The organism is Streptococcus sp. CF8_Ac1-9, from assembly GCF_024295565.1.
Classification (GTDB): domain Bacteria; phylum Bacillota; class Bacilli; order Lactobacillales; family Streptococcaceae; genus Streptococcus; species Streptococcus parasanguinis_X.
This window is the reverse complement of sequence record NZ_JANCOY010000001.1, coordinates 688,432-713,290: the sequence shown is the minus strand read 5'-3', so window position 1 is coordinate 713,290 and position 24,859 is coordinate 688,432. Positions and strand designations below refer to the sequence as shown.

Sequence of the window (24,859 nt, the reverse complement as noted above, 5' to 3'; positions counted from 1 at the left end):
TTAAACTTGATCATATTCTGCAGAAAGGAGTTCCTATGTCCAACTATTTATCCGTATCAAGTTTGACTAAATATTTGAAATTAAAATTTGATAAGGATCCCTATTTGGAAAGGGTTTATCTGACAGGGCAGGTCTCCAATTTCCGAAAACGTCCCAACCACCAGTATTTCTCTCTAAAGGATGAAAAGGCTGTGATTCAGGCGACTGTTTGGGCTGGGATCTATAAGAGTTTTGGCTTTGAGCTAGAAGAAGGCATGAAAATCAATGTCATTGGTCGGATCCAACTCTATGAGCCAAGTGGGAGTTATTCCATTGTCATCGAAAAGGCGGAGCCAGATGGTGTAGGGGCCTTAGCTATTCAGTTTGAGCAACTCAAGAAAAAGCTGACCGAAGAAGGGCTTTTTCAGGATCGGTGGAAGCAAGCTCTACCACAATTCCCAAGAAAGATCGGGGTCATCACTAGTCAAAGTGGGGCCGTGATTCGCGATATTATCACAACGGTGAGCCGTCGTTTTCCTGGTGTGGATATCGTGCTCTACCCGACCAAGGTCCAGGGAGAAGGCGCTGCAAGTGAGGTGGTTGCTAATATTCAAAGGGCTAACCAACGGGATGATTTGGACGTCTTGATTATCGGTCGTGGGGGTGGTTCAATTGAAGATCTCTGGGCCTTTAATGAAGAAGCAGTGGTGCGAGCCATTTTTGAATCGCGGATTCCGATTATCTCCAGTGTTGGACATGAGACAGATACGACTCTAGCCGATTTTGTAGCAGACCGACGAGCCGCTACTCCGACAGCCGCTGCTGAATTGGCCACCCCAGTAACTAAGTTGGATCTCTTGTCCCATTTACAAAAGCAGGAAAATCGCATGGCAACAGCTATGTCCAATCGCTTGGCCTATAATCGTGAACGCTTGGCCAAATTAAGTCAATCGGTCATTTTTAGACAGCCTGAAAGACTCTATGATGGCTACCTGCAAAAGATTGACCAGTTGCAATTGCGATTAAAACAAGGGATGCGGGATGCTTATGGACAAGGGGCCAATCAGCTACAAGGTCTGCGTCATCGTCTAGAGGCCATGTCTCCTTTGCATCGCATCGAGCGCTACCAGGACCGCCTGCTCCAAGATAAGAGACTCTTAACCAACCGAATGGAACAAGTCCTAAAAGAGCAAAAGATCAAGGTCCAAGGCTTATCAGAAGCCCTCTTGATGCTCGATACCAGTCGGATTATTGCGCGTGGCTATGCCATGGTCAAGCAAGACGATCAGGTCCTAGATTCGGTTGCGAAAGTAAAAGAAGGAGACCCGCTGTCCCTCATCATGAGAGATGGCCAGTTAGAAGTAGAGGTAAAACATGTCGAAAGAAAAGAAATTTGAAGAAAATTTAGCAGATTTGGAAGCCATCGTCCAAAAATTGGAGAGTGGGGATGTGGCTCTTGAAGAAGCGATTACAGAATTCCAAAAAGGAATGAAGTTGTCAAAAGAATTGCAAGATACCTTGGATCAAGCAGAGAAAACCTTGGTCAAGGTCATGCAAGCAGATGGTACTGAAGCGGATCTAGCATGAGACAAGAAGAAAAACGAAATAGAGTAGAGCAAGCGATTCGCTCTTTTTATGAGGAGAAAGCCGTTGCCCCCCATTTAGTGGACTCGGTCCTTTATTCGATTCAGGCAGGTGGAAAACGCCTGCGCCCCTTGCTCCTTCTAGAATTGTTAGAAGCCTTCGGACAGGAGTTGACAGAAGCACACTTTCAGGTAGCAGGGGCTTTGGAGATGATCCACACAGGAAGCCTAATTCATGATGATCTACCGGCCATGGACAATGACGATTACCGTCGGGGGCAATTGACCAACCACAAGAAATTTGGAGAAGACTTGGCGATTTTAGCAGGAGATGCACTTTTCCTCGATCCCTTTGGAATGATTGCTGCGAGTGACCTTTCAGATGCGGTCAAGGTCTCTTTGATCCTTGAGTTATCAGATGCTTCCGGTAGTCGCGGAATGGTAGCTGGCCAAGTCCTTGACATGGAAGGGGAGCACAAACAACTCACACTAGCAGAGTTACAGACCATCCATGCTAATAAGACAGGACGCCTCCTTGCCTATCCATTCATCGCAGCAGCCTCGATTTTAGGGTTGCCAGCAGACATTGGTCAGCTCTTAGAAAAAATCGGGAAAACATTAGGTCTGGCTTTTCAAGTACGGGATGATATTTTGGATTTGGTCGCTGATTTTGAAGCTCTGGGTAAAACTCCTCAAAAGGACTTAGTGGCAGAAAAATCGACTTATCCAGCCCTCTTGGGATTGGAAGAATCAAAAGCTTTGCTTACAAGCGAATTAGACGTTTGCGAGGACTTGTTGGATCAGATTACAGCTGCTTGCGACTTTGATCCGCAAGCAATCAAGAAATTAATAGAAGGATTACGAATAGATGGCTAAGGAAAGAGTGGATGTATTAGCCTATAAACAAGGCCTATTTGATACCCGCGAACAAGCCAAAAGAGGGGTGATGGCAGGCCTTGTCGTTGCCGTTATCAATGGTGAGCGCTTTGATAAACCGGGTGAAAAAATTGATGAAGCGACCGAGTTGAAATTAAAGGGGGAAAAGCTCAAGTATGTCAGCCGCGGTGGACTCAAATTAGAAAAAGCCTTGAACCAATTTGGCTTAACTGTAGAGGATAAAATTGCGATTGATATTGGAGCTTCTACAGGTGGCTTTACAGATGTCATGCTGCAAAATGGAGCCAGCCAGGTCTTTTCGGTGGATGTCGGGACCAATCAGTTGGCCTGGAAATTGCGCAATGATCCTCGGGTAGTCTCGATGGAACAGTTCAATTTCCGCTATGCCCAGCCAGATGATTTTGAAGCGACACCGAGCTTTGCGAGTATCGATGTCAGCTTTATTTCCTTGGACTTGATTCTGCCAGCCCTTCATCGGATTTTGGCAGAAAATGGACAAGTGGTTGCGCTAGTTAAACCCCAGTTTGAAGCAGGACGTGAGCAGATTGGGAAAAATGGGATCATTAAGGATCCTAAGATTCATTTAGCGGTCCTTGAAAAGGTCGCTACATTTGCAGGAACGCATGGCTTTTTTGTAATGGGAGTGGATTATTCCCCTATCCAAGGAGGCCATGGCAACATCGAATTTTTGATGTATCTAGAAAAAAAAGAAGAGAAAATAAAGCCAACGACAGAGCAGCTGGAGGCTGTTGTGGAGCTGGCACACAAGGAATTTAAACATGAAGAGTAAGAATATCAGATTAGAAAAAATTCGTCGCTTTATTCGCGATCATGAAGTGGGGACCCAAGAAGAGATCGTCGAACATTTGAAAGAAGAAGGCATCTCAGCAACCCAAGCGACGGTATCACGGGATATCAAAGAATTGGGCATCGTAAAACGCCCTCTGAAAGACATGACCTATGTCTATGAATTGCCACGTAAGCACCACCAAGGAATTGGGATGATTGAAAGCAATATCTTGTCTCATCGTCGCATGGGAGAATATGTCAATTTCACCATGGTTCCAGGGACAGCGCCTTTGGTCAAACGTCGTTTGCGGGAGATTTATAAAGATCATATCTTTAGTATTGTTGCAGATGATGATACGATTTTACTGATTGCTTATTCCGCACCAGAAGCAGAGAACATCCTCAAATCAATCTTTGGGTGGTAAGAGCCTATGCTATTAGAAATTTCGATTAAGAACTTTGCCATTATCGAAGAGATTTCCTTAAATTTTGAAAAGGGAATGACGGTACTGACAGGGGAAACAGGTGCAGGGAAATCCATCATTATCGATGCTATGAACATGATGCTGGGAAGCCGTGCAACGACGGATGTCATTCGACACGGAGCCCCAAAAGCGGAAATCGAAGGTCTCTTTGCTGTTGAGAGCAATCGCCACTTGACGGCTCTCTTTGAAGAGCAAGGACTAGAGTGGACCGATGAATTGATCATTCGCCGAGAGATCCTGCAAAATGGACGAAGTGTCAGCCGGATCAATGGCCAAATGGTGAATTTATCGGTCTTAAAAGCAGTCGGTCAACATTTGGTGGACATCCATGGCCAGCATGATCAGGAAGAACTCATGCGCCCCCAATTGCATATCACTATGCTAGATGAATTTGGGGATGCCGCCTTTTTCCAAACCAAGGACGCTTATCGTCAGACCTTTGAAGACTACAAACGCCTGCGTAAACAAGTGGTGGAACTCCAGCGCAACCAGCAGGAAAACAAGGCCCGTATTGAGATGTTGGAGTTTCAGATTGCAGAGATTGAGGCAGCTGCCTTGGAAGTGGATGAGGACGTGCGTCTGGAGCAAGAACGCCAACGCCTGCTCAATCACAAGATGATCGCAGATACCCTAACCAATGCCTATACCATGCTGGATGCAGAAGAGTTTTCGAGCCTCTCCAATGTTCGCTCAGCCATGAATGATCTGGAAAGCATCGAAGAATACGATCCCAGCTACAAAGAGCTCTCAGGCCAGCTGGCGGAAACCTTCTATGCCCTTGAGGACATTACCAAACGCTTAGAAGATGTGGTCGATGGTCTGGAGTTTGATGGCAATCGCCTCATGCAGGTGGAATCGCGTTTGGATTTGATCCATTCTATCACGCGCAAGTATGGTGGCCAAGTCAAGGACGTCTTAGAATACCTGGCGCAAATCACCAAAGAATATAGCCTCCTCACCGGAAGTGACCTCTCGTCTGAGGATATGGAAAAAGAACTCAAACGTCTAGAAAAGAGCTTGGTCATCTTGGCTCAAGATTTGAGTGATCAGCGGCATACTCTGGCCCAAGCTTTGGAAAATGAAATCCAGCAAGAATTGGCAGACCTCTACATGGACAAGGCGCGCTTCCAAGTGCGCTTCAGCAAGTCTAAGTTTAATCGTGAGGGAAATGAAGCTGTCGAATTTTACATTTCGACCAACCCAGGAGAGGACTTTAAACCGCTGGTCAAGGTAGCATCCGGCGGAGAATTGTCACGCTTGATGTTGGCCATTAAGTCGGCTTTTTCTCGAAAAGAAGGAAAAACCAGTATCGTCTTTGACGAGGTGGATACAGGGGTCTCTGGGCGCGTGGCTCAAGCCATTGCAGCGAAAATTCATAAGATTGGTCAAAATGGCCAAGTGCTTGCCATTTCTCACCTGCCTCAAGTCATCGCTGCAGCAGATTATCAATTCTATATTGAGAAAATCAGTGATGAACACTCAACTGTATCTACTGTGCGTTTGCTCAATAGAGAAGAACGAATTGAAGAAATTGCCAAGATGCTGGCAGGAGAGGATCTAACGGAAGCTGCCCGTCAACAAGCAGAGCAACTTCTCAAGCGTTAAGAGAAAGAAGGTTTGAAACAATGTCAACATACTTTGTAGTCGGAGATATTCACGGAAAAGCACAAATGCTAGAAGAGCTCATGACAGAATGGGATGGAAAAGCTCAATTGGTCTTTTTAGGGGATTTGATAGATCGAGGCGAAAACAGCAAACGATCAATTGAAATCGTAAAGGACTACGTAGACCATCACGGAGCTGTTTGCCTTTCCGGGAATCACGAGTACATGTTTTTAGCCTGGTTGGACAATCCAGAAGAGCGTTATGACCACTACCGAAGAAATGGTGGCGATACGACTATCAACTCTCTGTTAGGCCGGCCGCTCGATGCTCCTGTAGATGGCATTGCGGATGCGCAAGCAGTAGAAAATGCCGTTCCTGACTTGGTGGCCTTCATCCGTAGTTTGCCTTTTGACTACGAGACAGAGACCTATTATTTTGTCCACGCTGGTGTGGATCTAACCCTTGAAAATTGGCGAGAAACCAGTGATTATCAAAAGGTCTGGATCCGAAAACCATTCCATGAAGCGGAGAATCATACAGGCAAATGGATCGTCTTTGGCCATACACCGGTCTATGGACTGCTCAATGAGCCAGTCGGTACCGAAAATCTTTGGATTTCAGATCAGAAAATGGGCGTCGATGGGGGCGCTGTCTTTGGTGGAGTCCTCCATGGATTGCTCTTGGATGATCAAGGCATTGTCCATGACCATGTCCTTCATAATACAGGTTTTTCTGCCGCAGACGACTGAGGAAGCAGGAATGGATATCTTTCACTGCAAAACCCCGTGTTTTTTGATATAATGAAAGCAGAACATTCTTAGGAAGAGTATAGAAATATATGGCAAATATTAAAATAGTTACAGACTCATCTATTACAATTGAGCCTGAAGTGGTTGAAGAATATGGCATTACAATTGTGCCACTTTCTGTTATGGTGGATGGAGTCCTTTATTCCGACAGTGAGTTGGGTGAGGGTGACTTCTTGCGCTTAATGCAGTCTAGCAAAAATCTTCCAAAGACCAGCCAACCACCCGTTGGAGTCTTTGCGGAAATTTATGAAAAACTAGCAGCAGACGGAGCTCATATCGTTTCAATTCATATGTCTCATGCCTTGTCAGGAACCGTAGAGGCGGCTCGCCAAGGGGCAACCTTGTCAGGGGCAGATGTGACCGTGATTGATAGTGGCTTTACAGACCAAGCTATGAAGTTCCAAGTGGTTGAGGCAGCTAAGTTGGCTAAAGAAGGAGCAGATCTAGACACCGTTTTAGCTCGTATTGAAGAAGTCAAAGAAAAGACAGAGTTGTATATCGGCGTATCTACCTTGGAAAATCTAGTTAAAGGTGGTCGGATTGGCCGTGTTACCGGACTTTTGAGCTCGCTTCTTAACATCCGTGTGGTGATGGAAATGAAGGACCATCAGTTGGAACCAATCGTCAAGGGCCGTGGAAACAAGACCTTTAAGAAATGGTTGGATGAATTGGTAGAGAAACTTTCCCATAGTAAGGTGGCTGAGATCGGTATTTCTTACGCAGGGACACCAGAATGGGCCAATGAAATGAAGGCTCAGTTGCAATCGCTCGTTGAAAAAGCAATCCCTGTTCTCGAAACTGGATCGATTATTCAAACTCATACAGGTGAGAATGCATTTGCAGTTTTGGTGCGCTACGAATAAGCTGAATAAATGTTTGAAAAAACAGGTTTAGTACTTGACCTAAAGGCTTTTTTTAGATATTATAGTACTGTTAAGGCGTAAAGCCTAAAAAAAATTGGAGGATTTGTTAAATGGCTAACAAACAAGATTTGATCGCAAAAGTGGCAGAAGCTACAGAATTGACTAAGAAAGATTCAGCAGCAGCTGTTGACGCTGTATTCGCAGCAGTTTCAGAATACCTTTCAAAAGGTGAAAAAGTTCAATTGATTGGTTTCGGTAACTTCGAAGTTCGTGAACGTGCAGCTCGTAAAGGTCGCAACCCACAAACTGGTAAAGAAATCAAAATCGCAGCTTCTAAAGTTCCAGCATTCAAAGCTGGTAAAGCTCTTAAAGAAGCAGTTAAATAATTGCATTTTGAAAAGCCATCCTAGATTTCTAGGATGGTTTTTTTGTTGGACAGCTCTATAGGATAAGGGTATAATAGGAAAAAAGAAAGAGAGAAAAGACCATGCGATTCATTTTAGGCCTCTTTGCCTTGTTGTTTATCCGACCTATTTTGTATCTATTGAAAGGGCTGTGGTTCGTACTGGAATTTTGCTTTATGATCCTCGTGGTCAAAATGATCCTAGGAACCGTGCGCTGGATGACCAGTTGGATCGGCTGAGAGTAGATTAGACTCGCTCTTCCATTTTCAGGCTCGTGAAAAAAATGTCCCCCGGACATTTTTTTTAATTAAAAGCATTCTAAATAGTGATTTATTTTGAAACATGATATAATAAGGGTAACGAATCGATTAAATCATATTGGAAAGGGGGAATCATAGTGAACGCATTGCATCGTCATGAAGAAGAGCGCGTGGAAGAAGTCTTGCAAAATTTGCGTGCCAAGGGTATTCGGATTACTGATACCCGTAGAGCAGTTCTTTCCTATTTAGTGGCGAGTCATGAACATCCAAGCGCTGAGAAGATCTATCGTGATTTATTGCCTCAGTTTCCAAGCATGAGTCTAGCAACTGTCTACAACAATATCAAGGTTTTAATTGATGAGGGGGTTGTCTCTGAGATCAAGGTTCGCAATGATACCACGACCTATTTTGATTTCATGGGGCATGACCATTTGAATGTGGTGTGTGAAAAATGTGGCCGTATCGCAGATGTGGACATTGAAGTCCCAGATCTTCGCGAAGAAGCAGCCAGTCAAAGTGGCTACCAGATCACCAAGACCCAGATGACGGTCTATGGCATTTGTCCCGACTGTCAGAAAAATTAATGTGAGAGAAAGCAGAGCCGTCAGGCTCTTTTTTGTGAGAAATTGCACTTTTCTATGGTCGCCACTAGATTTTTTACTGAAAATCTAGTAGAATAAAATAGATAAACGGGGGAAACCTCGGAGAATAAAAAGGAGATCCATCTAATGGTAAAATTGGTTTTTGCTCGCCACGGTGAGTCTGAATGGAACAAAGCTAACCTTTTCACTGGTTGGGCTGATGTTGATTTGTCTGAAAAAGGTACACAACAAGCGATCGACGCTGGTAAATTGATCAAAGAAGCTGGTATCGAATTTGACCAAGCTTACACTTCAGTATTGAAACGTGCGATCAAAACGACTAACTTGGCTCTTGAAGCTTCTGACCAATTGTGGGTTCCAGTTGAAAAATCATGGCGCTTGAACGAACGTCACTACGGTGGTTTGACTGGTAAAAACAAAGCAGAAGCTGCTGAACAATTTGGTGATGAACAAGTTCACATCTGGCGTCGTTCTTACGATGTATTGCCTCCTGCAATGGACCGTGATGATGAACACTCAGCACACACTGACCGTCGTTACGCTTCACTTGACGATTCAGTGATTCCAGATGCTGAAAACTTGAAAGTTACTTTGGAACGTGCCCTTCCATTCTGGGAAGATAAAATCGCTCCAGCTCTTAAAGACGGTAAAAACGTATTTGTAGGAGCACACGGTAACTCAATCCGTGCCCTTGTAAAACACATCAAACAATTGTCAGACGACGAAATCATGGATGTGGAAATCCCTAACTTCCCACCATTGGTATTCGAATTTGACGAAAAATTGAACGTTGTAAAAGAATACTATCTTGGTAAATAAAAATATCCAGTGGATATTTTTATTCCGAGCCTGAAATACCAAAGCGAGGCAATTCTAGCGGGATTCGTTATCAATCATAGAAGAGGCTGGGACAAAAGTCCTAGCCTCTTCTTGTTTTTGGATTGTCGAGCAAGACGCAGTGGTTGAGTGGGCTCTACTACGCTGATTTCATCAGCTTTTACAGCCCTACTCAACTGTGCGGAGGTGGGACGACGAAATCGAATTCTAACGAATTACCTATTTCTGTCCCACTCTCTTTTTGCTTGTCTTCCTTAGATCCTAGCTGATTTTGGGTTTTCAGGGTCTCCTAAAAATGTTATAATAGAGTGTTACTAAATTGGGTTCCATTAGCCCTGAAAGGAAAAGAAAATGACAAAATCATTCTACATCACAACCCCTATCTATTACCCATCTGGTAAATTGCATATTGGTTCAGCTTATACAACGATCGCCTGTGACGTCTTGGCGCGTTACAAACGTATGATGAACTACGATGTTTTCTACCTGACTGGTCTTGATGAGCACGGTCAAAAGATCCAGCAAAAAGCAGAAGAAGCTGGGATTACGCCGCAAGCTTATGTAGATGGGATGGCCGTTGGAGTGAAAGAGCTCTGGCAATTACTCGATATCTCATATGATAAATTCATCCGTACGACAGACGACTACCATGAAAAAGTGGTGGCCCAAGTCTTTGAACGCTTGCTTGCGCAAGACGACATCTACCTTGGTGAGTACTCTGGTTGGTATTCAGTCTCTGATGAAGAGTTCTTTACAGAAAGCCAATTGGCTGAGGTTTACCGTGATGAGAATGGCAAGGTCATCGGTGGGGTAGCCCCATCAGGCCACGAAGTAGAATGGGTTTCTGAAGAATCTTACTTCCTTCGCCTCAGCAAATACCAAGACCGCTTGGTTGAATTTTTCAAATCCCAACCTGATTTCATCACGCCAGATGGCCGTCTCAATGAAATGTTGAAAAACTTTATTGAGCCAGGTTTGGAAGACTTGGCAGTATCTCGGACCACCTTTACTTGGGGAGTTCCAGTTCCATCTAATCCAAAACACGTGGTCTATGTATGGATCGATGCCCTTCTCAACTACGTGACAGCTCTTGGTTACGGTCAAGAAGATCATGAAAACTTTGATAAATTCTGGAACGGAACGGTCTTCCACATGGTCGGAAAAGACATCCTTCGTTTCCACTCGATTTACTGGCCAATCCTTCTCATGATGTTGGATATCAAATTGCCAGAACGTTTGATTGCCCATGGTTGGTTTGTCATGAAAGACGGCAAGATGTCTAAGTCTAAAGGGAATGTCATCTACCCAGAAATGTTGGTGGAACGCTTTGGCTTGGATCCACTTCGTTACTACCTCATGCGTAGCCTTCCAGTTGGTTCTGATGGGACTTTCACACCAGAAGACTACGTGGCTCGCATCAACTATGAATTGGCCAATGACCTTGGAAACCTCCTCAACCGGACGGTAGCCATGATCAATAAATACTTTGGTGGTCAAGTTCCAGCTTATGTCGAAAATGTCACCGCATTTGATGCAGATTTGGCTAAGGTAGTTGAAGAAAACATCGCTGAATACCACAAGCAAATGAATGCAGTTGATTACCCACGCGCTCTGGAAGCCGTATGGAACATCATCTCTCGGACCAACAAATACATTGATGAGACAGCTCCTTGGGTCCTCGCTAAAGAAGATGGCGACAAGGACCAATTGGCAGCGGTCATGGCTCACTTGGCAGCCAGCCTCCGTGTTGTGGCTCACTTGATCCAACCATTTATGATGAACACCTCAAATGCCATCATGGAACAACTTGGCTTGGGCTTGGACTTTGATCTTGAGAACTTGACACTAGCAGGTTTCCCTGAAAATGTCACAGTGGTTGCCAAAGGAACTCCAATCTTCCCACGTCTGGACATGGAAGAAGAAATTGCCTACATCCAATCTCAAATGAACGCAGGCAAACCTCAAGAAAAAGAATGGATTCCAGAAGAAGTGGAACTCAAGTCTGAAAAAGATGAGATCAAATTTGAAGACTTTGACAAGGTTGAAATCCGTGTAGCAGAAGTCAAAGAAGTGGAACGCGTCGAAGGATCAGACAAATTGCTTCGCTTCCGCCTAGATGCAGGAGATGGCGAAGACCGTCAAATCCTCTCTGGTATTGCGAAATTTTATCCAAATGAACAAGAATTGGTCGGCAAGAAACTCCAAATCGTGGCCAACCTCAAACCACGGAAGATGATGAAGAAATATGTCAGCCAAGGCATGATTCTTTCCGCAGAACACGGAGATCAATTAACAGTCTTAACTGTTGATCCATCTGTACCAAATGGAAGCATCATCGGCTAAACGATAGATGAAGAAAAGTCATCTAAAAAACTTTCCTTAGGTGAGTACGGACGTCAGCGAACTTCGAAGAAGTTCCATGACTTAGTTTTGGACCCTAGGTTCCAAAACTCCCGAGTGCTAGAAACACAATTGTTTCTAGCACTTTTCTCACGGCGGAAAGTTTCAGTAGATGATTGAATAATTCTAACGAATAAATTTTTTGATTTTTATAGAATTTATTTGATTTGTAAGGAAGAGCAGATTGTTTACTCTCTCAAGCACTCCCGCGGGAGTGCTTTTCTTGTGTCGATATAGTTCCTATCATTGAATTTTATAAGAATGTTAGATGAGTCCTATTAGTAATGAATGTTAATGGAGACTTCCGCAGTGAGAAAAGAGTCTGAAACATTTTCGTTTCAGACTCTCGGAAGATTTGAGACAGTGGTCTCAAATCTTAGGTATGGAATCCCAAAGGGATTCGCTACCGTCCGTCCTCACCCAAGGTAAGTCCCCAATTATATATTTAAATACTTGTCCTATTCATCTGGCCGGTATTCCAAGATATCTCCTGGCTGGCAGTCGAGTTCTTTGCAGATGGCTTCAAGGGTGGTGAAGCGGATGGCTTTGGCCTTGCCGGTTTTGAGGATGGAGAGGTTAGCAGTCGTGATGCCGATTTTGTCGGCTAGCTCGTTGGATTTCATTTTCCGCTTGGCAAGCATGACATCTAGATTGACGATAATCATGGCACCCTCCTTAAATGGTTAGCTCATTTTCTTCAGCAATCTCAATCCCTCTCTCTAAAATCTTGCCAGAGACCCAGACGATTGGAACGGCAAGGAGAAGCCCTGTGTTAAAGGTAAATTGGAAAGTGAAGGGAAGGAGATAAGCATTTCCACTGGTTTCAAGTGTGCCAGACATAAAGGACAAGACCAAGAGAATCTTCCAAGCTCGGTTGCAAAGATCAATGTTGGAGTGAGAAAAGATCTTTTCTTGGTAGAGATTTTGGAGGAAGCTGCGAATGGTGATGAGAAGGTAAATATAGATAGCGCTTGAGGCTAGTGGGAAGAGCAACTGCCAGAGAGGTTGCGGATGTTTGGGGAAGAGCTGGATGCCATTCACATCAAAGGACAAGCGTCCAGTTTGAATGAGATCTTTAAACACTCCCATCCGTGAAAGCAGGTGGACGACCAGTGCAGCCAGGGTCATAAAGCCACAGAAGTAAATGAAAGCCGTTAAGACTTCAATGACATTTTTTAAGGTTTTTGAGTTTTTCATCGCAAGCCTCCTTGAAGTTTATTTATTTTTCACTTATAGTATACTCCTTATAAAAAAATAGTCAATAAAAAAGTATCGAAAAACGATAAAAAAATAATGATAAACAAAATATTATTTTTGAGAAACAGGTATTTTCTACTCAAACTAGTCAGTTCAAACCTGGGAAACCACTACATAGAGGGGAATTTTACTATACTTTCGATTTAGGGTATACTAGTGTAAAGATCTTATTCCATGGAGGTAGTAAAATGAATCTTAAGTGGAAGAAAAAATACCTGGGGCCGATTTTGGGGCTGGTCGGAGCAGCTGTTCTGATCGGAGGAGTCTATCTCTACTCTAGTTCCAACATCCAACCAGACCATCAAAAGGAATTTAAGCAGACCAGCAAGAAGGTCACTAAGCCAAAGGAAAAAGCCATTGACTTGAGTGGTGACTATGTCTCTAATGAACGGGATGAAGCCAAAATCGAGAAAAAGGGCAAGGCCTGGAAGATTGATTACCAAACGGCTGACGGCAAGGTATCCGCTGAATTTAGTACGGATTGGAAGGTCGAAGGGTCTAACAAGGTTTCGACAGGCAAGATGAAAAAGTCCGATGGCAATACAGACTTTACAGTCACTGTTCGTGTCTTCAAATACAAAACAGATAAGAAGCCTTTGATCACGGTCACTATGTCTGATAAAAATCCCGACCACGAGATGGTCTTTGCCAATCGAGAGGATTTTTTCAAATCGACAGATCCAAATGATGTCGTCCTTGATGGCAATCTCTCACCGTTTGAAGGTGCTTATTCCAATGATACCTATGAAAAGGAAATTGCAGATTCCGGTTTTAAACTTTATGGCTATACTCCAGAAGAATATTACCAAAACAAGACCAATGCCTTTCCAAGTATTGTAAATGGGGAGACTGGCTGGACTTTCTGGAGTGGAGGCACTCGGGCAAGTTACTTGTTCAATAAAGAAAAAGAGCCCAAGAAGCGAAAAGGCTATTATGAAGTTTATTTCACTGGGGCCAATGCGACTGCGATCCAAGGGCAAGAGCAAACCTTGTACTTAATCCCAGCGGGTGTGACAGGTCCTGATGGAGTAGCTTCCCAAGAACGTCGGATTCTCTTTGGGGATGTGGCCTACCGTGATTACCATCTAGAGTGGTGGAAAGCTTACCCACAACCGAAAAAAGAGAAAGACTTGGATATTGCGGCCATTAACGGAGGCGATTTCTCAAGCTTAGCTGGAACCTGGCGCAATGGCAAGGGAGCTGAAATCGTCATCCAAGCAGACGGAAAAGTTAAGGGTCAAGGCAGCCTCAAGGCTGTTGCGGATTCGGATAAGAAGAGCAAGATCCCTTATGTTGAGATGAAGATGGGTGATACTGGTGCTGCGATTGGACTGCTGAAAATCGGTTTCCAAAATCCAGATGGAGACCAGTCTGATACCAGCAAGCCACGTCTAGTGGTCACTCAATCTGCAGGCAACTACCCAGCTGATCAATATTTCTACCGTCAATAAAAAGTTTGAGACAGGTTTGTCTCAAACTTTTTTACTGTCTAAAAGGCAGCTATCTATTTGCAGAATGCTAGTCTCTAACATTAAAAGGAAAAAAATGTAAAAAAAGCTTGACAAAGCAAATGATTAGCAGTATTATTAACTAGTTAATTAACTGATTAATAAACTAGTTAACGAAAATGAAAAAGAGGTGAAGAATGATTAGGAGAAAAATGAAGGTTCTGGGACTCTTGTTTCTTGGATTCTTTCTGCTGACAGCTTGTGGAAGTCAAGGAAATGCGGGCAAGCCCCCTTCTAAAAAAGGTCTTAAAATTGTCACGAGTTTTTATCCTATCTATGCCCTGGTCAAGGAAATCTCTGGCGATCAAAATGACATCTGGATGGTTCAGTCAGGTGCAGGGATCCATGATTATGAACCCTCAACCAAGGAAGTGGCCCAGATCTATGATGCGGATGTATTTGTCTATCATTCTCAGACCCTGGAATCTTGGGCCGGCCGCTTAGATCCTAACCTACAAGGTTCCAAGTTGCGAGTGATCGAAGGCAGCCAAGGAATGACCCTTGATAAGGTGGCTGGATTAGAGGATGTCGAAGCTGGTCAGGGAAAAGAAGCAAAGCACTTGTATGATCCGCATACTTGGTTGGATCCTGTAAAAATCGCAGAGGAAGGAAAGATCATCGCCCAACGTTTGGGAGAGATCGATCCAAAGAACAAGGAACTCTATCAGGCCAATGCTCAAAAGCTTGAAAAGCGCTGTGAGGAACTGGTAGCCCGCTACCAGCCTCTCTTTGACAAGGCCAAGCAAAAGACTTTTGTGACCCAGCATACGGCCTTTTCTTACCTGGCTAAACGCTTTGGTCTTAAGCAGTTAGGGATTGCAGGGATTTCCCCAGAGCAAGAACCGACCGCTCGGCAATTGGCGGAGATCCAGCAGTTTGTCAAAGACTACAAGGTAAAAACGATCTTTGTGGAAAAGCACACGTCGTCAAAAGTGGCAGATAGTATTGCCAAGGCAACAGGGGCGCGTGTCAAGGTCTTGGATCCACTGGAAGCTGATCCGAAAAATGATAAGGATCTATTAGAAAATTTAGAAGAAAATATGGCGACTTTAGCCAAGGAATTAGAGGAGTAAATAAAGAATGAAGAAAAAGGGAACGATTGGATTGGTAGCGACCTTGGGGCTAGGACTCTGTGCCTATGCGCTCAGTCAGCAACCACAAGTCAAGGAAGAAAAAAAGAATCAGATTCAGTACCTGCAGGCAGAAAAGAAAGCGTCATCGACTGACACCAGCAAAAAGGAAGATAGCATCGAAGCGGTCAATGCCAAGGAAAAGACCCAGGCGGAGCAGATTGTCATCAAGATTACAGATGAAGGCTTTGTCACTTCTCATGGGGATCATTTTCATTACTACAGCGGGAAGGTCCCATTTGATGCCATCTTTAGTGAAGAGTTGATTTTGCGGGATCCAACTTATCAGCTGCAAGAAGCGGATATCGTGAGCAAGGTCAAGGATGGCTATATTATTAAACGCGCTGGGAAATACTATCTCTACTTAAAGGATGCCCAACATACGGTTAATGTGCGCTCAATCGAAGAGATCGCCCAACAACAAAAGGGAGGCGCAAAAGAAGAAGGAGAGACGGGATCGGTGCAAGCGAGCTCCTCTCACAAGGCAGGCAAGACCCGTGACTTCCGTCAACCGAGTCAAGCGCTGAAAGAAGGAAAGACCCTTGAGATGCTGACGGCTAAGAACCATTCAGGAGGAGGCTATCGTACGGACGATGGTTATGTCTTTAGCCCTGGAGATGTCATTTCAGATACAGGAGATGGCTTCATTGTGCCCCATGGTGGACATTACCATTATATTCCAAAGAGTGCCTTATCTGCTGGCGAGTTAGCAGCGGCCCTCTCTGTCCTAGGCGGTCAAAGTGGCCACCAGGCTGGAAGCCCACACTTAGCAAGCCCAAGTGTAGAAGCAGGTAAGAATCAAGGGACTCCAAATCAAGCCTCTCCAAGCTTAGGAAAACAAGCTAGCAGTCAGCCGTCTGCTAGTCCAACCCCTACACAGACGACCCCAACGACTTCTAAACTGGCTACTTCCAAACCGAGTCCAAACCTGAGCAATCTGATGGAAGAATTGCAGAAAACACCTCTGTCTTCTCGTCATGTGGAGTCTGATGGTTCTGTCTTTGATCCAAGTAAGATTACCAAGTGGACCGATCAAGGAATTGTCTACCCTCACGGAGATCATTTCCACTTTATCCCTTACAGCTCCCTATCTCCTTTAGAACGTGAGCTGGCGCGGAAATTCCAACTGCTTCGGGCCCAAGGTGCTACTACACCTGCTGAAATAAGTCCAAATCGGCCTTCAAGTCCAAGTACAAAACCAATTGACCATGAGCACGAGCATGAACATGGAGATAGTCACGAGCATGAACATGGGGACAGTCATGATCACGAGCACGAAGAGGAGCACGATCATGGTTTCCATGCAGACATGGTCATCAGTAAGGACGAGGACGGTTACATGGTCGCTCATGGCAACCACGCTCATTATTTCTATAAAAAGGACCTCTCTCCTCAAGAGATTGCAGCAGCAGAGGCAACTCTAGCAGGTAAGAAAGAAGAGTCCAAGGGACAGCCACTGACAGATGATGTCGCCAGCTATTCTCGCGATGCCTCGGATGAGGAAAAGATCCAGTACATCAGCAAGACCTACGGTGTCCCCCGTGAGGCCATTAAGATTTCCAATGGTTTCTTTGTCTTTAACAATCCAGACCAAGAATACGATCCGACCCACATCCATCCTTATGCTGTTCGTAAGGAACATGTCCGTATCCCACTTGAAACTGGCAATCCTGAACTAGATTTTATCAATGAACTCTATGCAACAGCGCTTCGTTCAGGGATTTCACCTTATAGCCTCCAGATTGAAAATGGTCAGTTTGTCATCCCGCATGGCGATCACAACCACTACATCAAGGTGCGCTCAGCAGGACTAGCAGATTACTTAGCTCACCGTCTTCCTACCATCCAATCGTCTTATAAAAAAGGTGACTTGGACAAAAAAGCAGTAGAGGACAAGGTCAACCAGCTCTTAGCAGAAAGCCGCAGCCTCTATGCTTCTGATCCATTGCAACAAAGACGGATTGAGCTCATCTTGGGCCACTTCTTGGAAAATGTCAAGAGTTTCCCAAGTAACTCAACAGAGGGCTATCTTGCAAGTCTCAAACAGGTTGATGCGCAGTACATTCATGCGACCCAAGTGGTCAAACCAAAAGAAGAGACAGCCTTGGATCGTCGTTACCAAGAATTGCTGGAACAAGTGCGTTTGCTAGACACAGAAGCCTTCCAATTGAAGAAGGAAGAGTTGGTCTCTCAACTGCAGGAAGCTTATGCTGCCAAGGACAGCAAGCGTTTAGAGCAGGAAGGGAAGCTATTAGAAGCTGTTCAGGAGATGCAAGATCGGACGGGTGTGACATCGGTCGACTACCTCAAGTATTTCTACCAAAGCTTGAGCGATGCGCGCTTGACACCAGAACTGCGCACCAAGGCGGCAGATCTAGCCTTGAAGCTCTACCGAGCTCAAGCCTTTGAAGAAGCTTGGGATTCCAAGTCTCACTTTATGGAGCTCTACCAAACCAAGCAAGCTATTGACCAACTCTTCTCTCAAGAAAAAGGCCAAACCTATCCTATTGAAAAAACAGTTTTGGATCAAAAAGGAAGTCAAACCCCATCCTACAACGTAGCGGTTTATGATTTCCTCAAAGGCTTGTATGGAGAGTTGGATAAGGCGACAGAAGCCCGTCAACAGAACAAGATTTTGACAGCTCTCTTAGAGCAAATCCAGTCGCTCTTACCACAAGTCGAAGACCAAGGAAAACGAACGGCTTTTGAAGCAGGCTTGGCTCAACTTGGAAAAGAATCTGATCCAGAAAAGGCTATTCCAAGTGGGGAAGCACTTCTACGCGAAATCAGTGATAGTATTGAAAAGCAAAAACAAAAGCAAACGGAAGAGCCTCAAATTGGGGATGTCGCTCTTTATCAACAGCTCTATAACCAATTGATGGCCCTACACCAACAATTGCAGGACAAGGGAGCTAGTGATGCTGTATTTGATCGCTTAGAAGCTCTCTTTGACCAATTGGCTAATCCAAAGAGTGATAAAGCAGCCTTACTACAGGCCATCCAAGCCTTCCAGGCAGAATTAGCTGCAGCCCCATCTGCAATCGAAGAGGGCAAACCAGCTACCACGGTTGAAACGCCTGTCGCTACAGAAACTCCGGTAGAAAAAGAAGCAGCAGCTTCAGAAGGAAGTAAGCCTGCCACAACTGAGACAGAAACAGAGCCTGCAAGCGCACCTGTAACAGAAGCAAGCACGCCAGATGCTCCATCTCCTCAGAACCAATAGAAAATAGAAAAGAGAGTGGGACAGAAATCGGTAATTCGTTAGAATTCGATTTCGTCGTCCCACCTCCGCACAGTTGAGTAGGGCTGTAAAAGCTGATGAAATCAGTGTAGTAGAGCCCACTCAACCACTGCGTCTTGCTCGACAATCTAAAAATAATTGAGAGGCTAGGACTTTTGTCCCAGCCTCTTTTTGCGTTCTAGTGAATATTAGAGGTCAGTAGTTGAGCCTCACTCCTTGTGCTCGAGGAGCAGTGGCGAGGAAAGCTCGACTGCTTTTTTTCGCTTGAAAAATGCGGCCATTTGAACCAGGATGCGGGGCACCGTCTGCCATTTTTTCCAAGCTTGAAAGCGGGTGTCGATGAGCTGCTTAGCTAAGCGTTCTAGCATCTCTCGCTCGGTTGGATCCAAATCTTGGGCATTTTGGAGGATTTCCTTGGCCTTAGCTAGCTGTTTGAGATCGGTTAGGTCATTGATGGAAGTGATGCCGGCATCCAGAAAAATGCCAAAAAAGGTGTCAAAAAACTTCTTGCGCTCCTCTGCCGATGTTTCGCGAACCCATTGTTTTAAGGTGAGATCGGTCTGCTGGCTATCTGGACTGGTTTCAGAAACGGTCACAAAGCTGTAGTCCTTGATTTCCCAAGTAAAGGCGTCGTGCTGGGCAAAGCCACTAAAAGCGCGACTTTTGACAATGGTCGTCGGTTCTGGGACTTCCAACATCATGCCAACGATGGATCCCTGAGGGACAAAACGACGAATGTTTGGGGACGTGCGCTGGTAGCCTTCGGTTTCGATAATGGCCTTGTTGAGGCCAGGAGCATCGTAGCTGTAGATCGCGTCGACCCGTTCAAATAAGGAATCAGTTAGATACGAGCAGGCATAGGTTGCGAGATTTCCCCCTTTGGAGTGACCGGCTACTAAGAAACGTCCTTTTGGAAATTCCTTCATGACATGTTGCAGGTAGCTGGCTGCGCGCTTCTGAGCTGGAACATGGTCCATATAGGTCATGTGGAAGTCTTCCTTCCAGCCGATCAAGGTATCATCCGTCCCTCTGAAAACGACCAAATACGCATCCAGACTAAGCCGATAGGTCATGGCCGCAAACTGTTTTTGCACATCGGGATCGTATTCATCGACATAGTTGAGGAGTTTGATGTTCTTAAAGCGCTTTGAAGTAGCCAACTCATCGACTAATTGCAGGTGCTGGTTACTCACGATAAAATCGGTAGTCCGATCGATCAGTTCCATCGCATCAGACAGGCGCACTGGAATCCCTGTTGTATCTCCTTGAGGCACAATATGTCCAAAGGGTAGATAGGTCAGCTCTGTCAATGCGAGAACATCCAGTTCATTGAAGGGACGGTCATATATAGAATCGTAGGTCACTTCTTTTAGGTAATCAAAAATAGTTGACATCTGTGCCTCCCGTGTCTTATTTCTTTCAGTATAGCACAAAAATGGATGTAGAAAAAGCGCCCCCCATCAAGAAAGTAGAGGCCAGTTCTTCTTTCCCTCTGAAACAGCTTTTTCTCTGCTGTTTAATCTGTTATAATAGGAAGAAGAAAAAGGAAGGAAAGAAAGCCATGCATAAAATTCTCTTAGTCGAAGACGATGACATTATCCGCCAACAGGTCAAACAATTATTGGAACAATGGGGCTATGAAGTGGTCGCAGTAGAGGATTTTATGGATGTCCTCGGGATCTTTGTCGAAACTGACCCCCACTTGATTCTTATGGATATTGGCCTTCCACTCTACAATGGTTACCACTGGTGCCAGGAGATTCGCAAGGTTTCAAAGGTTCCGATTATGTTTCTTTCCTCACGGGATCAAGCCATGGATATTGTCATGGCCATCAATATGGGTGGAGACGATTTTGTCACCAAGCCTTTTGACCAAAATGTCCTCCTTGCCAAGGTCCAAGGGCTCTTGCGCCGCTCTTATGAGTTCGGGACAGATCAAAATCTGCTGGAACACCGTGGAGCCATCCTCAATCTCAAGTCCACGGACTTGGTGTATGAAGGGGAAGTCATCAAGCTGACCAAGAATGAATTTCAGATCCTGCGCGTCTTGTTTGAGCATGCAGGCAGTATCGTGGCGCGCGATGACATGATGAAGGAGCTCTGGAATAGCGACTTCTTTATTGATGACAATACCTTGTCTGTCAATGTGGCCCGCCTTCGTAAGAAATTAGAAGAGGCTGGCTTGTCAAACTTCATCGAAACCAAGAAAGGCATCGGTTACGGGTTGACCCATGAATAAATTTGGAACGATCTTCTGGCAGTATGTGGTATCCCGCAGGCGCCTACTCTATCTATTGGTCATCTTTTTGATGATTGATTTGGTCTTTGCCTATCTCTTTCCAGAGACAGGAACGGTTTTCCTCTATGCGACCCTAGTGCTTGGCTTTTTTGCCTTCTGTGTCTTGGTCTGGGATTTCGCCATGACCTTTCGGGACTACCGCAAAGCCGCACTTTATGAGGAAGTTGAGGTTGCTTCGCCTCTGGAACACCTCCTTTATGAAAAATACACGGAAGAACAGCAGGCGCGCTTAGAGGAAGGGAAGATAGCCCAGGCCAAGTTCAATGACCTGATGGATTACTATACCCTCTGGGTTCACCAGATTAAGACGCCCATTGCGGCTAGTCAGCTCTTGGTGCAAGATGTCGAGACGCCCATTGTCAAGCAGCAGATGGAGCAGGAGCTTTTTAAGATTGACTCCTATGCCAATCTGGTTTTGCAGTATCTGCGACTGGAGAGTTTTCATGATGATCTAGTCTTAAAGCGCGTGTCGGTAGAAGACTTGGTCAAAGAAGTAGTCCGCAAGTATGCCCTCTTTTTTATCCAAAAGAATTTGACAGTGGATCTGCATGATTTGGAGCAGGAGGTCATCACCGATCGCAAGTGGCTCCTGGTCATCATCGAGCAGCTCTTATCTAATAGCCTCAAGTACACCAGCACAGGGGGAATTGAAATCTATTTTAAAGACCAGACTCTCTATATAAAAGATAGCGGGATTGGGATCAAAAATAGCGATGTCCTCCGCGTCTTTGAGCGGGGCTTCTCCGGCTACAATGGCCACCTGACCCAGCAATCTTCAGGGCTGGGGCTCTATCTATCTAAGAAAATCGCAGAGCAATTGGGCCACAGGATCACCCTCCATTCAGAGGTCGGCCAAGGCACGACCGTTGCCATTCGCTTTGAAGAGAAGAAGTTGGTCATGGATTAATTTTCCCCATCTTACAAAAATGTAAGAAATAAAGGTCAAAATGAAAGGTTAGGTTATGGTAGCCGCCTTTTATTTTTTATACAATAGTCTCATCAAATGAAGGAGGTCAAGAAAATGAAACTCTTGAAATGGATGAAACAACCCAAAAAGACTGAGAAACCAAATAACCAAACCGATCTGGAAAAGACGGAATTTGGTCTCCAAGTCCTGCAACAAACCCAAGAATTTTTCTTGATCTACTAGTAAAAGGAGAAAAGTATGTCATTACTAGATGTTCAACATATCAAAAAGATCTACAAAACCCGCTTTCAAGGAACGCAGGTTGAAGCCTTAAAGGATATCCACTTCACCGTGGAAAAGGGTGAGTACGTGGCTATCATGGGGGAATCAGGATCCGGGAAATCGACCCTTCTCAATATCCTAGCCATGCTGGACCAGCCGACCGAAGGACGGGTCTACCTCAATGGCACCGATACCTCCACCATCAAGAACAAGGATGCGTCGAGCTTCCGTCGGGAAAAACTAGGCTTTGTCTTTCAAGACTTCAACCTGCTCGATACCTTGTCTGTCAAGGATAATATCCTCTTGCCACTGGTCCTTTCTCGCAGACCGGTCAAGGAAATGATGAGCGAGGTCGATAGCGTGAGTCGGGAGTTGGGCATTCACCAACTTCTTGAAAAATACCCTTACGAAATCTCTGGTGGGCAAAAACAACGGGTAGCCGTAGCACGGGCTATCATCACCTCGCCAGAAATCCTTCTTGCCGATGAGCCAACAGGGGCGCTGGATTCCAAGTCTTCAGCTGCTTTGCTGGATGTCTTTGAAGATATCAATACCATTGGCCAAACCATTCTCATGGTGACCCACTCAACCGCAGCGGCAGCGCGTGCCAAGCGCGTGCTCTTCATCAAGGATGGGATCCTTTACAACCAGATCTTCCGCGGGGAAAAAACGGAGCGTCAGATGTTCCAAGAAATCTCGGATACTCTGACGATCATGGCAAGTGAGGTGGAGTAGATGTTTCGATTAACCACTAAACTAGCTTGCTCCAATCTGATTAAGAACCGCAAGCTCTATTATCCCTTTGCTATTGCGGTCATTCTCGCAGTGACCATCGCCTATCTCTTTGACTCCCTGACCTTTAATCCTCGCATTTCCGAGCTTCGAGGGGGCTCTTCCATAGTGTTCACTCTCAGCTTGGGGTTCTTCGTGGTCAATGCCGCAGGAGCTATCATCGTGCTCTATGCCAATAGCTTCGTCATGAAAAATCGCTCCAAGGAGCTGGGGATCTACAGCATGCTAGGCCTTGAAAAACGCCATCTCATCAGCATGATCTTCAAGGAACTCTTGCTTTTTGGCTTTCTAACCATCTCAGCCGGTGTCTTGATTGGAGCCCTCTTTGACAAGCTGATCTTCGCCTTTCTCTTGAAACTCATGAAGATGAAGGTCCAGCTAGTATCTACCTTCCAACCTGGGATTGTTATCTTGGTCTTTGTCACCTTTGGTCTCATCTTTGGACTTTTGATTCTTCTCAATGCTTGGCGCATTCTCCGTTTGAATGCCTTGCAGTTGACGCGTGAGAAGGCCAGTGGAGAAAAGAAAGCTCGCTTCCTGTGGCCCCAAACCATTCTTGGATTAGCAGCTCTCGGTTGTGGCTACTACCTAGCTTTGTCTGTCAAAGACCCCATCATTGCGCTTGTGACCTTCTTTCTAGCCGTTATCCTGGTCATGATTGGGACCTACCTGCTATTTAATGCTGGGATCACCGTCTTCTTGCATCTGCTTAAGAAAAAGAAGAACTACTATTACCAGCCCAATAATATGATATCGGTCTCTAATCTCATCTATCGTATGAAGAAAAATGCAGTGGGGCTTGCGACCATTGCCATCCTCTCGACCATGGTGCTTGTGACCATCTCTGCAGCAACCAACATCTATGTCGGTAGCGAAATGGTCAAGAAAATCATGGCGCCTCATGATTTCTCTGTCCAAGGAAAAGGGGTCGATCTGGAGCAGATCAATCAGAAATTTGATGAATTTGCCTCTGAGCATCATCTCGAGATCAAGAATCGCGACCTGATGACCTATGCCAACTTTGGGGTTAAATCACAAAAGGGCACGGACTTCACGGTATATCCAGCTGATGAACGCAGCGTCACTCCTAAAACCGTCTTTATGGTCTTTGATGTAGCTAGTTATGAACACATGACAGGCGAACACGTCGATCTGACTGGCAACCAAGTCATCCTCTTTGCCCATAACAAGGATCTTAAAGGGCAAAAGCAGTTCACTATCAACGGGCAAGACTTCCAAGTCAAGGAAGAAGTGAGCAAGGATTTTATCACCGATCATGTGCCCAATCAGTTTAACATGCTGACGGAGGATTTCAATTACCTAATCGTGCCAGATCTCTCAGCCTTTATCGCTCAATTTCCAAAACTTGCCATCAATACCAATATCTACGGTGGCTTCAATGTCAATGTTGGCGAAGACCAGCAACTCAAGCTGGCAGCTAGTTATGACAAGATGATCGATGAATTGAGTAGCCAACAGGGCCAAGGAACATTTATCTATGGAGGTAACCGGGCCAATGATGTGGCAGAGTTGAATAGCCTCTTTGGTGGCATCTTCTTTATCGGAATTTTCTTGTCACTGATCTTTATGGTCGGAACGGTCATCGTCATCTACTACAAGCAAATCTCAGAAGGCTATGAAGACCGTGACCGCTTCGTCATCCTCCAACAGGTGGGGCTCGATGAATACGAGGTCAAACGGACCATCAACCGTCAAGTGCGGACTGTCTTCTTCCTCCCTCTCATCTTTGCCTTTATCCACCTGGCCTTTGCCTACCATATGATCCGCCTGATTCTTAAAGTGCTCGGTGTCATCAATAGTAGCCAAGTCCTCATCGTGACCCTCAGTGTCTGTGCCGTCTTTTTCATCACCTACCTAATCGTCTTTTGGATCACCTCTCGGAGCTATCGTAAGATTGTGCAGATTTAAG

24 protein-coding genes are annotated in these 24,859 nt (G+C 45.2%); 21 read left to right on the top strand and 3 right to left on the bottom strand.

Annotation, left to right across the window (positions count from 1 at the left end; translation table 11 throughout):
- The first annotated feature begins 35 nt into the window (after window positions 1-35).
- The 13 genes from xseA (at window position 36) to metG (ending at window position 11,456) form a co-directional block, all read left to right on the top strand.
- Window positions 36-1,376: an exodeoxyribonuclease VII large subunit gene (gene xseA, locus NML76_RS03550; protein ID WP_129299591.1), complete on the top strand. Its 1,341-nt coding sequence runs from the start codon at window positions 36-38 to the stop codon at window positions 1,374-1,376.
- Complete coding sequence (locus NML76_RS03545) at window positions 1,354-1,566, top strand: exodeoxyribonuclease VII small subunit (protein WP_003006013.1); 213 nt, start codon at window positions 1,354-1,356, stop codon at window positions 1,564-1,566. The genes xseA and NML76_RS03545 overlap by 23 nt, the downstream gene beginning before the upstream one ends.
- Window positions 1,563-2,438, top strand: a complete 876-nt coding sequence (locus tag NML76_RS03540; RefSeq protein ID WP_254732692.1) for a polyprenyl synthetase family protein — start codon at window positions 1,563-1,565, stop codon at window positions 2,436-2,438. Before NML76_RS03545 ends, NML76_RS03540 begins: the two co-directional genes overlap by 4 nt.
- Complete coding sequence (locus NML76_RS03535; protein WP_254732690.1) at window positions 2,431-3,249, top strand: TlyA family RNA methyltransferase; 819 nt, start codon at window positions 2,431-2,433, stop codon at window positions 3,247-3,249. Before NML76_RS03540 ends, NML76_RS03535 begins: the two co-directional genes overlap by 8 nt.
- Window positions 3,239-3,673 carry an arginine repressor gene (locus tag NML76_RS03530; RefSeq protein WP_003012247.1) on the top strand — a complete coding sequence of 145 codons (435 nt, stop codon included), beginning with the start codon at window positions 3,239-3,241 and terminating at the stop codon, window positions 3,671-3,673. Before NML76_RS03535 ends, NML76_RS03530 begins: the two co-directional genes overlap by 11 nt.
- A gap of 6 nt (window positions 3,674-3,679) precedes the next feature.
- Window positions 3,680-5,338: a DNA repair protein RecN gene (gene recN, locus NML76_RS03525; RefSeq protein WP_254732688.1), complete on the top strand. Its 1,659-nt coding sequence runs from the start codon at window positions 3,680-3,682 to the stop codon at window positions 5,336-5,338.
- A gap of 20 nt (window positions 5,339-5,358) precedes the next feature.
- A complete protein-coding gene (locus NML76_RS03520) occupies window positions 5,359-6,087 on the top strand; it encodes a metallophosphoesterase (RefSeq protein WP_021152788.1) in 729 nt (242 codons plus the stop codon).
- Between the two features lie 89 nt (window positions 6,088-6,176).
- Window positions 6,177-7,010, top strand: a complete 834-nt coding sequence (locus tag NML76_RS03515) for a DegV family protein (RefSeq protein ID WP_045759182.1) — start codon at window positions 6,177-6,179, stop codon at window positions 7,008-7,010.
- Window positions 7,011-7,120: 110 nt separating this feature from the next.
- Entirely contained in the window at window positions 7,121-7,396 is a 276-nt protein-coding gene (locus NML76_RS03510; protein WP_003006038.1) for an HU family DNA-binding protein, read from the top strand.
- 101 nt (window positions 7,397-7,497) lie between these two features.
- Window positions 7,498-7,653 (top strand): hypothetical protein, encoded by a 156-nt coding sequence (locus NML76_RS03505; protein ID WP_004219735.1) that lies wholly within the window; start codon window positions 7,498-7,500, stop codon window positions 7,651-7,653.
- Between the two features lie 158 nt (window positions 7,654-7,811).
- Window positions 7,812-8,258, top strand: a complete 447-nt coding sequence (locus NML76_RS03500; protein ID WP_003006041.1) for a Fur family transcriptional regulator — start codon at window positions 7,812-7,814, stop codon at window positions 8,256-8,258.
- A 144-nt stretch (window positions 8,259-8,402) separates the two neighbouring features.
- Window positions 8,403-9,095 (top strand): phosphoglycerate mutase, encoded by a 693-nt coding sequence (locus NML76_RS03495; protein ID WP_003012031.1) that lies wholly within the window; start codon window positions 8,403-8,405, stop codon window positions 9,093-9,095.
- 369 nt (window positions 9,096-9,464) lie between these two features.
- Entirely contained in the window at window positions 9,465-11,456 is a 1,992-nt protein-coding gene (gene metG, locus NML76_RS03490; RefSeq protein ID WP_254732686.1) for a methionine--tRNA ligase, read from the top strand.
- A gap of 515 nt (window positions 11,457-11,971) precedes the next feature.
- On the opposite strand, the gene NML76_RS03485 is transcribed toward metG, so the two are convergent.
- Both NML76_RS03485 and NML76_RS03480 read right to left on the bottom strand, forming a co-directional pair.
- Window positions 11,972-12,178 carry a helix-turn-helix transcriptional regulator gene (locus tag NML76_RS03485; RefSeq protein ID WP_003006064.1) on the bottom strand — a complete coding sequence of 69 codons (207 nt, stop codon included), beginning with the start codon at window positions 12,176-12,178 and terminating at the stop codon, window positions 11,972-11,974.
- A 10-nt stretch (window positions 12,179-12,188) separates the two neighbouring features.
- Complete coding sequence (locus NML76_RS03480) at window positions 12,189-12,710, bottom strand: DUF2975 domain-containing protein (protein ID WP_049472929.1); 522 nt, start codon at window positions 12,708-12,710, stop codon at window positions 12,189-12,191.
- A 248-nt stretch (window positions 12,711-12,958) separates the two neighbouring features.
- On the opposite strand from NML76_RS03480, the gene NML76_RS03475 reads away from it, so the two are divergent.
- The 3 genes from NML76_RS03475 to NML76_RS03465 all read left to right on the top strand — a co-directional run bounded on the left by NML76_RS03475 (window position 12,959) and on the right by NML76_RS03465 (window position 18,631).
- Window positions 12,959-14,221: a DUF6287 domain-containing protein gene (locus NML76_RS03475; protein WP_254732684.1), complete on the top strand. Its 1,263-nt coding sequence runs from the start codon at window positions 12,959-12,961 to the stop codon at window positions 14,219-14,221.
- A gap of 194 nt (window positions 14,222-14,415) precedes the next feature.
- Complete coding sequence (locus NML76_RS03470; protein WP_254732682.1) at window positions 14,416-15,351, top strand: metal ABC transporter solute-binding protein, Zn/Mn family; 936 nt, start codon at window positions 14,416-14,418, stop codon at window positions 15,349-15,351.
- 7 nt (window positions 15,352-15,358) lie between these two features.
- Window positions 15,359-18,631 (top strand): pneumococcal-type histidine triad protein, encoded by a 3,273-nt coding sequence (locus NML76_RS03465; RefSeq protein WP_254732680.1) that lies wholly within the window; start codon window positions 15,359-15,361, stop codon window positions 18,629-18,631.
- A 227-nt stretch (window positions 18,632-18,858) separates the two neighbouring features.
- On the opposite strand, the gene NML76_RS03460 is transcribed toward NML76_RS03465, so the two are convergent.
- Window positions 18,859-20,043: a DUF2974 domain-containing protein gene (locus tag NML76_RS03460; RefSeq protein WP_254732678.1), complete on the bottom strand. Its 1,185-nt coding sequence runs from the start codon at window positions 20,041-20,043 to the stop codon at window positions 18,859-18,861.
- A 167-nt stretch (window positions 20,044-20,210) separates the two neighbouring features.
- Here NML76_RS03460 and NML76_RS03455 point away from each other — a divergent pair, with 167 nt between their 5' ends.
- The 5 genes from NML76_RS03455 to NML76_RS03440 all read left to right on the top strand — a co-directional run bounded on the left by NML76_RS03455 (window position 20,211) and on the right by NML76_RS03440 (window position 24,858).
- Window positions 20,211-20,888, top strand: coding sequence for a response regulator transcription factor (locus NML76_RS03455; protein ID WP_155171455.1), 678 nt, complete (start codon window positions 20,211-20,213; stop codon window positions 20,886-20,888).
- Window positions 20,881-21,855 carry a sensor histidine kinase gene (locus NML76_RS03450; RefSeq protein ID WP_254732676.1) on the top strand — a complete coding sequence of 325 codons (975 nt, stop codon included), beginning with the start codon at window positions 20,881-20,883 and terminating at the stop codon, window positions 21,853-21,855. The genes NML76_RS03455 and NML76_RS03450 overlap by 8 nt, the downstream gene beginning before the upstream one ends.
- Window positions 21,856-21,969: 114 nt before the next feature.
- Complete coding sequence (locus NML76_RS10215) at window positions 21,970-22,098, top strand: hypothetical protein (protein ID WP_260314290.1); 129 nt, start codon at window positions 21,970-21,972, stop codon at window positions 22,096-22,098.
- A 15-nt stretch (window positions 22,099-22,113) separates the two neighbouring features.
- Entirely contained in the window at window positions 22,114-22,872 is a 759-nt protein-coding gene (locus NML76_RS03445; protein WP_254732674.1) for an ABC transporter ATP-binding protein, read from the top strand.
- Window positions 22,873-24,858, top strand: coding sequence for an ABC transporter permease (locus tag NML76_RS03440; protein WP_254732672.1), 1,986 nt, complete (start codon window positions 22,873-22,875; stop codon window positions 24,856-24,858).
- Window position 24,859 lies beyond the last annotated feature (1 nt).